12 protein-coding genes and 2 pseudogenes are annotated in these 11792 nt (G+C 38.7%); 2 read left to right on the top strand and 12 right to left on the bottom strand.

Annotation, left to right across the window (positions count from 1 at the left end):
• Positions 1-251: 251 nt before the first annotated feature.
• The 12 genes and pseudogenes from K5S59_RS23865 to K5S59_RS23815 all read right to left on the bottom strand — a co-directional run.
• A pseudogene (locus K5S59_RS23865) lies at positions 252-377 on the bottom strand (hypothetical protein); the annotation flags it as partial.
• A complete protein-coding gene (locus tag K5S59_RS23860; RefSeq protein ID WP_162493026.1) occupies positions 325-465 on the bottom strand; it encodes a hypothetical protein in 141 nt (46 codons plus the stop codon). The gene K5S59_RS23860 and the pseudogene K5S59_RS23865, both read right to left, overlap by 53 nt.
• Positions 466-791: 326 nt before the next feature.
• Positions 792-1448: an organomercurial lyase MerB1 gene (locus K5S59_RS23855; RefSeq protein WP_000845541.1), complete on the bottom strand. Its 657-nt coding sequence runs from the start codon at positions 1446-1448 to the stop codon at positions 792-794.
• Between the two features lie 149 nt (positions 1449-1597).
• Positions 1598-2227: an organomercurial lyase MerB2 gene (merB2, locus tag K5S59_RS23850; RefSeq protein ID WP_000792368.1), complete on the bottom strand. Its 630-nt coding sequence runs from the start codon at positions 2225-2227 to the stop codon at positions 1598-1600.
• Complete coding sequence (gene merR2 / locus K5S59_RS23845; RefSeq protein ID WP_000389892.1) at positions 2224-2613, bottom strand: mercury resistance transcriptional regulator MerR2; 390 nt, start codon at positions 2611-2613, stop codon at positions 2224-2226. Before merR2 ends, merB2 begins: the two co-directional genes overlap by 4 nt.
• Positions 2614-3513: 900 nt before the next feature.
• Positions 3514-5172: a mercury(II) reductase gene (gene merA / locus K5S59_RS23840; protein ID WP_033665599.1), complete on the bottom strand. Its 1659-nt coding sequence runs from the start codon at positions 5170-5172 to the stop codon at positions 3514-3516.
• A gap of 57 nt (positions 5173-5229) precedes the next feature.
• Positions 5230-5409, bottom strand: a pseudogene (locus K5S59_RS30750) (heavy-metal-associated domain-containing protein); the annotation flags it as partial.
• Between the two features lie 18 nt (positions 5410-5427).
• Entirely contained in the window at positions 5428-5802 is a 375-nt protein-coding gene (merP, locus tag K5S59_RS23835) for a mercury resistance system substrate-binding protein MerP (protein ID WP_000867937.1), read from the bottom strand.
• 23 nt (positions 5803-5825) lie between these two features.
• Positions 5826-6122, bottom strand: a complete 297-nt coding sequence (gene merT, locus K5S59_RS30525) for a mercuric transport protein MerT (RefSeq protein ID WP_000660891.1) — start codon at positions 6120-6122, stop codon at positions 5826-5828.
• Entirely contained in the window at positions 6119-6406 is a 288-nt protein-coding gene (merE, locus tag K5S59_RS23825; protein ID WP_254912385.1) for a mercury resistance MerE, read from the bottom strand. The genes merT and merE overlap by 4 nt, the downstream gene beginning before the upstream one ends.
• Complete coding sequence (gene merR1, locus K5S59_RS23820; RefSeq protein ID WP_000672080.1) at positions 6403-6801, bottom strand: mercury resistance transcriptional regulator MerR1; 399 nt, start codon at positions 6799-6801, stop codon at positions 6403-6405. The genes merE and merR1 overlap by 4 nt, the downstream gene beginning before the upstream one ends.
• A 77-nt stretch (positions 6802-6878) precedes the next feature.
• Entirely contained in the window at positions 6879-7607 is a 729-nt protein-coding gene (locus tag K5S59_RS23815) for an organomercurial lyase MerB3 (protein ID WP_001073002.1), read from the bottom strand.
• A 431-nt stretch (positions 7608-8038) separates the two neighbouring features.
• On the opposite strand from K5S59_RS23815, the gene K5S59_RS23810 reads away from it, so the two are divergent.
• Positions 8039-8608, top strand: a complete 570-nt coding sequence (locus K5S59_RS23810; RefSeq protein WP_000668443.1) for a recombinase family protein — start codon at positions 8039-8041, stop codon at positions 8606-8608.
• Position 8609: 1 nt separating this feature from the next.
• Positions 8610-11561, top strand: a complete 2952-nt coding sequence (locus K5S59_RS23805; RefSeq protein WP_046199625.1) for a Tn3 family transposase — start codon at positions 8610-8612, stop codon at positions 11559-11561.
• The last annotated feature ends 231 nt before the right edge of the window (positions 11562-11792 follow it).

Here is an 11792-nt window from a genome sequence, read left to right as displayed (position 1 = left end):
GGGTTAAATGACGATACAGTTCTTCAGAAAATAGTTGTAATTCATCTTGAATCGAAAGATTCATAAAAAATGTCACCCTTTCTAGCTAGCTTTTTAGAAAGAATAACGTTTTTTGTCACTTGGGGGTAGTGAAAATTCTTAAGTTGATGGGCATGGGGTCTTACCAACAAAACGCGGAAAACATACGCTAAGAGAATTTTGGGAGGAAAAAAGCCGATTTTCCCTACCTAAGGAATCATCGGCCTTTAGTATTATTGAATAAGAGGGCGTAGTGAATATAAACTTGCTACTTTCTTCATATCAAATGTGTATTCGCCAAGAAAATTAATATGTTCCCATCCCAATGGAGAAATATGTTTTAGCAGGTCTTCTCGTAAACTTATATTTGTACACAGCTGCCCTATCTTTTTCAATCCCTAGTCGTACGAGGGAACATCCGCAAGCAGGACAGATTAATGTTTGCATATTTTTCCCTCCTAGAATGATGAATTTTTTTATTCAATACCTCCATGATTTATGGATTTTAACTGTATTTTTGTACTGTTTTTCCGTCTTTAAAGCCTTCAATCGTAGCATCGAATAAATACTCCGGTACCATGGCATATACGGATCGGCTCCTTAGTACAGAAATACCGGGTATTTTTGTAGGTTTTACCACCTTTGCATACTTCGCGTAGTTAGCGGTCAGAGATATAAGAAATCAGGTATAAAAGAGGGAAACCTGTCCTGAGCTGGCCCTGGGTTTCATCTTTCAGACCTGTGGCTCCTTCTGGTATCGTGGTTACTTGCGACTAAATGTCACAGCATGACCCATTGGCAGGTCTAGATTCCTCGTAACGCGTCCCCATTAGGCGACCCAGTTCAAAGGCATCTTCTACAGATAACACTTTTCCCCCTGGATGTTGGTCAAGCCAGTCTTCGGCTGCATTCGGTGAGCTGAAGAAATGGACTTCGTTGCAGAATGCCGTACGAATCGAGGACATATCATCTGGCGTCACGATTGAGACAACGGCAGTGGAAGGTTCCACGCTTACAATGTGGTCCGGTTCCACATTCAACCGTATAGGTTCTCCGGTGCTGTGACAGGGTGACTCGATGTTGACCGAACGACCGATGAGTGCTGGAAATATAAGTGTGTCAAGGGCGCACCAGGCATATAGTTGCTTCCCATCAACCGTAAAGTGGTGAGGGGTAGGGATAAGGGTAAGACCTAAACCAACGACACGGCCTTGTTCGTCGATTTCCACGCTTGGCAGAGACTGGAGAACTTTCTTCACCTCTTCAACAGGTTTTCCGGTCGTTGTCGCCATATCTTCAATGGTGACAGACTCCCCCCCTGCTAGCATTTGTAACAACGGGCGAAACAGCCACTTCATGGATTCTCCTCCCTCTCCCTTGTTCGACTGTTGGTCAAGTCGGGTTACGATTTCCTGAATTTCAGTTTTCATGTCTTTTTCCTCCTTTGTTATTTTTTGTTCCTATTATTATTTTCGATATTACTTTTCATTACCTAAAAACTCCATTTGTTGGACTAATTGACCGATAAAAGCATCCTTTTCATAGCTTGTCTGATTTTTGAAACTTCATGGGCTCTACCCTATGATAAAAATTTTTTCAATTCGTTTCCAAAAGAGAGAGCTTGTTCCAAAGTCATAATTTCCCCTTGCAATTTTGGATGTTCTTCTTTCCACTTGTTTGCATGCTCAACTGAGCTAAAATAGTGAATTTGTTTACATGTTCCTCCGGCCCATGGAGCCTCAGAATCAAACGGCACTGTCCAGATTACTGTTGAATCAGGAGTTGTTTTTGCTAATTTTCCATTTCGGACAGTTACCTCAATCGGTTCACCTGTGTACGCACAACGGGAATGTATATCGACATCAGCAACCAGAGCAGTTGACAGCTCCAATGTCGATATTGCACACCAGGCAAATAAAGTTCGTCCTCCTAAATGAATCTGGTTAGTAGTCGGTATAATCGATAAGCCCAATGCCCCTACTATTTTTTGATCCGCCTCCCGAACGATCATCTGCCGTTGGGCTAATATCTTCACTACTGACTGAACTGTTTTTGTATTAATTCCCGTTTGATTTATTAAAGAACTTTCTGTAACTGCCTGCCCATCACGAATGGAGAAAAAAATTGTCCGAAGAATAGGCACTGATTCTTTAGGCAGCTTAGCTAACAATAGTTCATAAAATTTTTTGAGTTCTGTTTTATTCTTCATTGTTTAAATCCCTCCATTTGATTGAATGCCTCTTTCGGGGAATCAAGGTACGATTCAATGTGTTTACGCAACTTTTGTAGTTCGTTGATTTGTTCGTCTATCTTGGTCAGTTTATCTTTTAACAAATGTTGTAGATGCGGTTCTATCTCCACCGTATTTTTTTCGAAAATCACTATTAAATCTTTCATTTCCTCCAGTGATACGCCTAATGATCGGAGTTGTTTAATACCATTGATACAAAACACATGCTCTTGGTTATAAACGCGGTAATTACCTTCGCTACGCTTTATAGAAGGCAGTATCAATTCCTTTTCTTCATACAGTCGAATGGCTTTTCGACTGACTCCTGTTTGTTGGGCTAGTTGACCAATCGTTAAATCCTCCATTATCTCCCCCCTTTTCGTTAACTGGAAGACCATCACTGAATTAACTAGAGTTTACAACGTTCACCTTAGGGGAAGGTCAAGTGCAATTTTATAATTTAAATACAAAGTTTAATCAGGAGATAGAAGTAACATCATCTTTAAAATGGTGTTATTGCAACATTTCTATAATAAACTCGACATGAAAACCGTTTCCTTGATACTAGCGAGTATTATATGGTAACCCAAGGCTACCTTCGCGAATGGGTTTGCTTGGGGTAATGTAATTTATACATTCAGATTTTAAAGAATCCTCAATTAAAACAACTTATGGAAATCTATCGTCGGGATGTATGCGAACCCAATCTAACAGAGTTATATCAAATTTTAATTCGTCTTGGTTACACTGTTCCAGCTCCATATAATGCTATTTCGGAATCAAAAACAGTTAAGGAACTAGGAGATATTCAAACGCCTGTTTATAGATGACCAGAAGATACTCATTGGACATTATTTCGCCGTACAGGGATTTATGGACTTTGGAATACTGGGGCAATTTCGAGCCATCGAGCAGACGTAAGTGATGCATTTATTCGTAATTATCATCGTGCAAATCGTTGCACCTAGCCACTGACTCAATGGCTGTTAAAAAGGGATTTATTCCTCTGCCACCATTAGTCATTCCTCGATAATTTGTAGAGAAACTCAATCCTTTTTATTAAGTAAGTTTTATAGATTTCAATAGCAAGAAGACTTAACCAAAGTGCACAGATTGTTGACATAATAAACCGTGTAAAACAAATATGCTATATAAATATTTCATTTCCTTAAACAGTTTAAAGTTAATTTGGCAAAGTACGGAAAACCTTATTCATAAAACAGAAAAAAGATTCCTGAGCAATAATCAGGAATCTTTTTTCTAACTTATCCAGCACAGCAAGATAATTTCGAAACATCTTTATCAAAAGTTAGGACAGCCAGCTTCAATCCTTCTGCCATTGTTAGATATGGAGCCATCGTTTCTCTCAGATCTCCAACAGTTAAACCGAATTTCACAGCTAATGTTGCTGCATAAATTACGTCTCCTGCGTTTTCTGCCACTACATGCGCCCCTAACACTTTCAATGTTTTCGCGTCTGCCACTAATTTGAAAACACCTGTTGTTTCCCGATTAACGAGCGCTCTTGGAACAGCATCCAACGGCAATACCGATGTTTTCACTTCATATCCTTTTTCTTTTGCCTGTTGCTCCGTTAAACCAACCGTTGCAATCGATGGAGAAGTAAACGTAACGCCTGGAACCACTTCTAAATTGACCTTTTGATTTAGTCCTCCGATTGCATTACGAGCAGCAAGTCCACCTTCATAAGCAGCTACATAAACAAATTGGGGACCGGGAGTGACATCTCCAGCTGAATAAATTCGGGAATTGGTCGTTTTAAGATAATCATCAATGACAATTTCACCACGGGAACCAACTTCAACGCCTGCTGCATGTAAGTTTAATGATTCTGTATTTGGTTTTCTTCCAGTGGCAATTAGCAATTGTTCTGCTTCAATAATTCGCTTTTTACCATTTATCTCAACATGAACTTTTTTAATGTCTCCATCTTGCTCAACTCGTTCATAGGTTGCACCTGTTACTAAATTAATTCCCTGTTCTGTTAAGGCCTTAGTAATGGCTTCTGAAATTTCAGGATCGTATTCTTTTAATAGACGCTCGCTTCTTTGAATCAAAGTGACTTCTGACCCGAGGTTATGAAATAGTTGTCCTAATTCCATGCCGATATATCCTGAACCAATTACGGTAAGACGATTTGGAACCTTCTTTAATTCCAATAAGCTAGTGCTTGTTAAATAATCTACTTCATCTAATCCGGGAATATTAGGTGCAGTTGAAGAAGCACCTGTAGCTATTAAAAATCTTTTGGCTGTGATTTGATTGCCATTTACTTCAACTGTATTTTCATTTACGAATTTTGCTTCACCTTTTATTAATTCAAAACCATAATCATCAATTAAATTCACATATTTTTCATTTCGCATCTCGGTTACTAAATCATTCTTTTGTTTTACTAATGGCGCTAAATCAACATTTGAAGCCGAAGTGTGTAATCCCACAAATGGATTATTTTTTGCTAGATGATTGATTTCCCCTGCTCTTAATAAGGTCTTAGAAGGAACGCATCCGACATTAACGCAAGTTCCACCCACCGTTCCACGCTCAATCATAGCCACTTTTGCGTTCAAAGCAACGGCTTCAATGGCAGATGAAAAGGCAGCTCCACCAGAACCGATGATGATGTAATCATAATCATAGTTACCTTCATCATTTAAACTTACATCTGTCCTTTTTTCCGATTGCACTTGTATTTCTTCTGCTTCGCCCGGTTGATATTGTGCGTCAGTAATCGCTGTTTTCGCGATATCAATGTCTACATCATACGGTAGTTCAAACAGTGCTTCTCCGCGACGAAAGTCTACTTCAATCCCTTTTGCACCTGCATTTTCAAGAGCAACCGCAATATGTTCTTCACAACCAGTGCAGGTCATTCCTTCAACGTTTAGCCGATATTTTTTCAATAAATTCGTCTTTTGTTCCGATTGAAATTCTTCTGCTTCGCCCGGGTGATAGTTTGCGTCAGCAATCGCATTTTTCGCGTCTTCAACTTTCACGTCATCAGGAAGCTCAAATACAGCTTCTCCACGGCGAAAATCTACTTCAATCGCTTTTGCACCCATGTTTTCAAGAGCGACAGCTACATGCTGTTCACAACCCGAACATGTCATTCCTTGCACGTTCACTCGATATTTTTTCATGGTAAAAATATCCTCCTTTTATTCGACGGGGAGACCCAAGTCTGAAACCTCCGTCTTAATTGCATCTAAATTGGTTTTCGTATCATCAAAAGAAACCGTTACTTCCGCGGTGCTTCCATTAACTTTAATGGCTGTTTTGCCAGCACCTTCAACCTGTGCAATGGCATCTTCCACAACTGATGGCGGGCAGCAATCCATCCCTGCTATAACCATGAATGTCCCCGTCTTCTCAGCTTCAGTAATAGCTTTTACATCCTTCTCTGAATTCATAGCAGTTGTTTTCACTTCACTCTTAGATACTTCAGTTTTTTGGACTTCTTGTTCGTTACTGCATGCACTAACCACTAGCATAAGGGATAGCAACATCATAATCCTGATTATTTGTACTTTCACATAATACACCCCATTTTTTATAGTCAACTTTCAACTGAAAATAAGAAAAGAAACATGGTAAAAACAAGGAACGTTGTAATCCATAAGCCAATGACAGAACTTTTCCTTTTACCCTTTCTTCCATAAACCATATAAAAGGAGTACGCAAGAAGGACAATGGTAACGATGCTGAACAATAACCGATACTTCAACGAGTAGAATGCGATTGCGCCTGCAAACCCAGTGAGTCCAAGGGGAATCAAGATTAGTGGACCCAGGCAACAACCCGCCATAACAAAAGCTGAAAATACAGTGGCTACTTGTGAAACTTTTTCTTTCATGACTTGAACTTCTCCATGCTGCAACAATCATGTGTGGTTGTATCTTTCTTTGTTTCCTCTTTTGTTTCTGGATCAAGTTTTCTCCAGCCCTTGAAAAGAGCGAAAACGAATAACAGACCCATCATGATGAAAATAACATTTTTAAATTCCGTGAAGTATGATCCCAGTGCTGTTCCTGCAATCAACGGAAGTAGTAAAAACAGATGACACGGGCATGTGATGAGTGCGACAAGAAACCAACCTGAACTTTTTATTATGTTTTTCATTTCTGTTTCACCTCTTATTTCTTCATCAGTGTTTCAATAATGGGGCATTCGTAAATATCTTTGTTTTCGGGACATCTTTCTTTAAGATCCATCAGCATTCGTTCAATCCTTTTAAGATCTTCAATTTTACGTTGAATGTCCTCTATCTTCAAAATAGTGAAATCATACATATCACGACACTTCGCTTCATCGCGATCGACAACCCCTAGCAATTTATCAATTTCATTTAAGGTAAATCCTAATTCCTGCATTCGTTTTATGAAATGCAATCGATCGACCGTTTGTTGGGAATACATTCGGTATCCTTTTTCCGTACGTTCAGGCTCTGGAATTAAGCCTAAACGCTCATAATATCGAATGGTCTCCTTGTTAACACCGCACTTGTCAGCCAGTTCTCCGATACGAAATTTCATACGTCTCACCTCACTTACAGCATAAACCACGTACCTTAGTACAGGGTAAATATATAGTTTACTTCATTCATGAGATTTTACTTACCCTTAGAGCCAGATAACGTGCCGCCAAAAACAGCAGCCCCAACCTCAAAGGCTTCCGCAAGAGTCAGCTTGTCCTTCGCCGTTGTTGAATTCTTTTCATTCGCTTTTTGCCAATGTTCCTCAGAACAATAAAATTGAATGGCTGGGCAACAGCTGGTAGAAATGGACGTTGGCTCATTCGATTCGCAAGAAGAATCGCAGCATGCGTTGGTATCGGCAGCATCCGTTGTTCCCAAGCCTACAACCACGGTATCAGGATTGGCAACGGGCATGTTGTTTTTCACATCGATGGTAATCTTTTCACCGCAAAATGCACATTCCGATTCAATAACGGCATCTGTAAACATCGATGGAATGCCAAGGGCATCAATCGCACACATGGAATAAGCTGGCAACATTCCAGCCAATGTAACACGGTGTGGAGTCGGAACTCCTGAAAAAGGATACGCCACGTTCACATCCCCAGAGTTTTGGTCCCAGTGAATTAAATCCAATTCCCTTAAACGTTGAAGAGCAGATTGGACATCAATTTGTTCCTCTGTTGCAGTTAAATCATTGATGTTGACGATTTTTCCCTCAGCCATGAAAAGAAGAATGTCTAAACGGATACTATTTTCTGAAGGAGACAATAAACGGATTTTTCCCTCAAATCCTTCTTCTGGCAAACCAAGTGATTGTAACACCTTGTCCTTTAACGAAGTATTCAAATGATTTTGATTCATGTTGCTGCCTCCTCTATTTGATCTGCAATTATTTACAGGAATTTTTCTTCCTAGTACAGAATAAACCCTGTACCATAGTACAGGGTCAAGTATGATTTATTATTTTATCTTCTAAAACTAAACTATCCCATTAGTTAAGTATAACCTTACCATCTATTCTGAAATTTAACATAGATATCCAATTTTCTTTAAAAGTGTTGTTCCACAATCTGGCCCGATTATTGAACAAAATTAAAAAAGCCATTTAATTCATTAGTTCATGGACAAATCACCATAAACGACCGTTTTTGGTTATGAATAGAGAACTTCTCTAAAAACCTTAAAAACTACTTAAATACATAACCAAAAATATAACCAAAATCAAAAGACCAATATATCTATCTCTACCCCCTTTTTGGTATAGTTAAGGCATTAATAAGGGGGGATTCTTGTTGAAATTTGGATATGCACGTGTCAGTACACAAGATCAGTCATTATCGTTACAACTTGATGCATTGGCTCACTACGGAGTGGACCAGACTTTTGAAGAAAAAGAATCAGGTAAGAAAAAAAACCGACCACAGTTAGATGACCTTCTTAAAGTTTTACGTAAAGGCGACACGGTGGTTGTCTATAAATTAGATCGTATCAGTCGTAGTACCAAACATTTAATTGAGCTTATGGAACATTTTGAAGCAAAGGGAATTCATTTTGTCTCCATTCAAGACAAGATTGACACAACAACTGCTATGGGACGTTTCTTTTTCAGAATGTTGGCCAGCATAGCAGAATTAGAACGTGATATTATCAGTGAACGAACGAAAGATGGATTGACGGCTGCTAGAGCTAGGGGAAGAAACGGAGGAAGACCGAAAGTTGATTTAAAGAAAATAGAACTTGCTATAAAAATGTATGAAAGCAAAGATTACTCTTTATCTCAAATTAAGACGGCAACAGGGATTGGAGCAACAACCTTATACCGTTATCTAGATAAGAAAAAGATATCTGGCAAGGAGTTGTAGCATGAGAGGGAAAGAATTACTAACAGAAGATCAAAGAACGGAATTTGTACGAATTCCAGCTGATATGAGCGAAAGTGAACTAGAAACTTATTATACTTTTTCACAATATGACCTTGAAATTATTAAACGACACAGAAGAGATCATAATCGATTAGGCTTTGCTGTTCAATTATGTGTTCTACGCTATCCTGGATGGTCCCTTTCAGATGTTGGACCTATTCCAGATTACATAATCGAATACATAGCTAGCCAAATAGATGTTAATCCTAATTCATTTTCTTTATATGCCCAACGAGAGCCAACTAAACATGAGCATATGGAAGAAATCCGTCAAGTTTATGGTTATCAAAATTTTTCCTTAGGGAACTATCGCAAGGCAGCTCAGTTTCTTTTGAATCATGCCCTTCAAAATGGAAATTCAATGTATCTTCTTCGTACAGCACAAGAAGAACTACGTAATCAGAAAATTATTCTCCCTGGCATGACTACTATAGAAAGGCTTGTTTGGGAAACTCGTCAACGAGCAGAGGAAAGGATTTTTAAATCATTAACTTGTACTCTTTCCAAATGGCAAAAACAAAAGTTAGATAAACTTATAGATCCATTTGTAGACAATAGAAAAACCCCTTTAGCATGGCTGAGGGAGCTTCCCGGCCAATCTTCACCTGAAGCCTTTTTAAAAGTCATAAAGCGCTTAGAATATATTCGAGAATTAAAATTAGAAATAAATACAGAACAAATCCATCCCAATCGGTTACTTCAATTATCTCGTATTGGAGCACGGTATGAACCACACTCATTTCGAAGATTTAAAGAAATGAAGAAATATGCAATTCTTGTTGCCTATCTAGTAACACTAAGCCAAGATCTAATTGACCAAGCAATTGAAATTCATGATAGACAAATGATGATTTTACAATCAAAGGGTCGTAAAACACAAGAGGAAATGCAAAAAGAAAATGGAAAAGCAGTGAATGAAAAAGTCGTGCATTTTGCAGATATTGGTGCTGCACTTATTCAAGCACGAAATGAAGGGCTTGATCCATTTAATGCTATTGAAATGATTATGCCGTGGGATAAAATTGTTTCTTCCGTTGAAGAAGCCCAAAAATTAGCCCGACCGATGGATTACGATTATCTAGATTTGTTAGAAAATCGGTTTTCTTATCTAAGAAAATATACTCCTACTTTTCTTAAATCTCTTGAATTTCGTTCTACACAAGGTACAGAGCCATTATTGCAAGCCCTAAAAACGCTAAATGAAATAAATGAATCTGGTAAAAGAAAAATTCCAAATGATGCCCCGGTAGATTTTATTCCTAAACGTTGGAAGAAGCATGTTTATGGTGATGATGGAATAATTAACCGGCACTATTATGAGATGGCTGCACTAACAGAGTTGAAAAATCATATTCGTTCAGGCGACATATCCGTAGTCGGTAGTAGACTTCATAAAGATTTTGAAGAGTATCTTGTTCCTAAAAAAGATTGGACAACAACTCGTCTTACGGAAACTAAACTAGCCGTTCGTTCATCGGCAGATGAATATATTGAGGAAAGAAGAAAGTCACTAGCTCAACGCCTTACATGGGTTTCAAATAATCTTGATTCTCTAGAAGGAGTAAATATCGAAAAGGCTAAGATCCGAGTGGACCGTTTGGAGAAGAATACACCCGAAGAAGCGAGAGCTTTTAGCCTGTCTTTATATAATATGTTGCCAAGAATAAAGCTCACTGATCTTTTAATGGAGGTAGCACACTGGACAGGATTTGATGAAATGTTGATACATGCCTCAACCAATCGCCCACCAAAGGGAGAGGAAAAAGTAGTTCTCATGGCTGCTCTCATGGCGATGGGAACTAACATAGGTCTTACTAAAATGGCAGAAGCGACACCAGGAGTTACCTATCATCAAATGGCTAATGCAGCGCAATGGCGTTTATTCGATGATGCTATAAGTCGTGCACAAGCGACATTAGTAAATTTTCAACATAAGCTTAAACTAGCTTCCTATTGGGGAGATGGAAGTACCTCTTCCTCTGATGGAATGCGCGTACAGGTTGGTGTTTCATCGTTACATGCCGATGCCAATCCACACTACGGGTCTGGAAAAGGGGCAACCATTTATCGATTTACTAGTGATCAATTTTCAAGCTTTTATACGAAAGTCATTAATACCAATGCTCGTGATGCTGTACACGTTATCGATGGATTACTTCATCATGAGACAGATTTAAATATTGAAGAGCATTTTACAGATACAGCTGGCTACGCCGACTCAGTATTTGGATTGAGTCATTTACTAGGATTTCGCTTTGCACCAAGGCTACGTGATTTAGCTGACTCTAAGCTATTCACCATCCAAATGCCTAATGAATTCCCAAAACTAGAAAATATACTCCGTGGTCGTATTAATACTAAAATTATTCAAGAGAATTTTGATGACGTATTGCGCGTAGCTCATTCTATTCGAGAAGGAAAAGTGTCTGGTTCACTTATTATGGGGAAATTAGGGTCATATGCGAGACAAAATAAACTTGCAACTACTTTGCGAGAAATGGGGAGAATCGAAAAGACCATTTTTATTTTGGATTACATATCTAACGAAACACTACGCCGTCGAATTCAGCGAGGACTAAATAAAGGGGAAGCCATGAATGGGTTAGCAAGAGCCTTATTCTTTGGAAAACGAGGTGAGTTACGAGAACGAGGAATACAAGACCAACTACAACGTGCAAGTGCTTTAAATATTCTAATAAATGCTATTAGCGTATGGAATACCGTTTATCTTACAGAAGCAACAAAATTATTGAAGGAAAAGGGGAATTTGAGAGAAGATTTACTTAAACATGTTTCTCCGTTAGGATGGGAACACATTAATTTTCTTGGTGAATACAACTTTGATGCAAGTAAAGTAGCAAGTCTACATTCACTACGCCCTCTTATTCAATAATACTAAAAGCCGATGATTCCTTAGCGTAGGAAAAATCGGCTTTCTTTATGTCGAAATTTGCTTAGCGTATGTTTTCCGCGTTTTGTTGGTAGGACCCCATGCCCATCAACTTAAGAATTTTCACTACCCCCAAGTGACAAAAAACGTTATTCTTTCTAAAAAGCTAGCTAGAAAGGGTGACATTTTTTATGAATCTTTCGATTCAAGATGAATTACAACTATTTTCTGAAG

This window comes from Bacillus sp. BML-BC051 (genome assembly GCF_019656175.1).
GTDB classification, from domain to species: Bacteria; Bacillota; Bacilli; order Bacillales; family Bacillaceae_G; genus Bacillus_A; species Bacillus_A mobilis.
The sequence above is the reverse complement of the archived record's forward strand: the minus strand, read 5'-3'. Positions and strand labels throughout refer to the sequence as shown.

Coding starts and splice junctions, on each gene's coding strand:
- merB2 (WP_000792368.1), bottom strand. CDS start 2,227: ATGAAGAATAAAACAGAACTCAAAAAATTTTATGAACTATTGTTAGCT.
- K5S59_RS23815 (WP_001073002.1), bottom strand. CDS start 7,607: ATGAATCAAAATCATTTGAATACTTCGTTAAAGGACAAGGTGTTACAA.
- K5S59_RS23805 (WP_046199625.1), top strand. CDS start 8,610: ATGAGAGGGAAAGAATTACTAACAGAAGATCAAAGAACGGAATTTGTA.
- merR1 (WP_000672080.1), bottom strand. CDS start 6,801: ATGAAATTTCGTATCGGAGAACTGGCTGACAAGTGCGGTGTTAACAAG.
- merR2 (WP_000389892.1), bottom strand. CDS start 2,613: ATGGAGGATTTAACGATTGGTCAACTAGCCCAACAAACAGGAGTCAGT.
- K5S59_RS23860 (WP_162493026.1), bottom strand. CDS start 465: ATGCAAACATTAATCTGTCCTGCTTGCGGATGTTCCCTCGTACGACTA.
- merT (WP_000660891.1), bottom strand. CDS start 6,122: ATGAAAGAAAAAGTTTCACAAGTAGCCACTGTATTTTCAGCTTTTGTT.
- K5S59_RS23855 (WP_000845541.1), bottom strand. CDS start 1,448: ATGAAAACTGAAATTCAGGAAATCGTAACCCGACTTGACCAACAGTCG.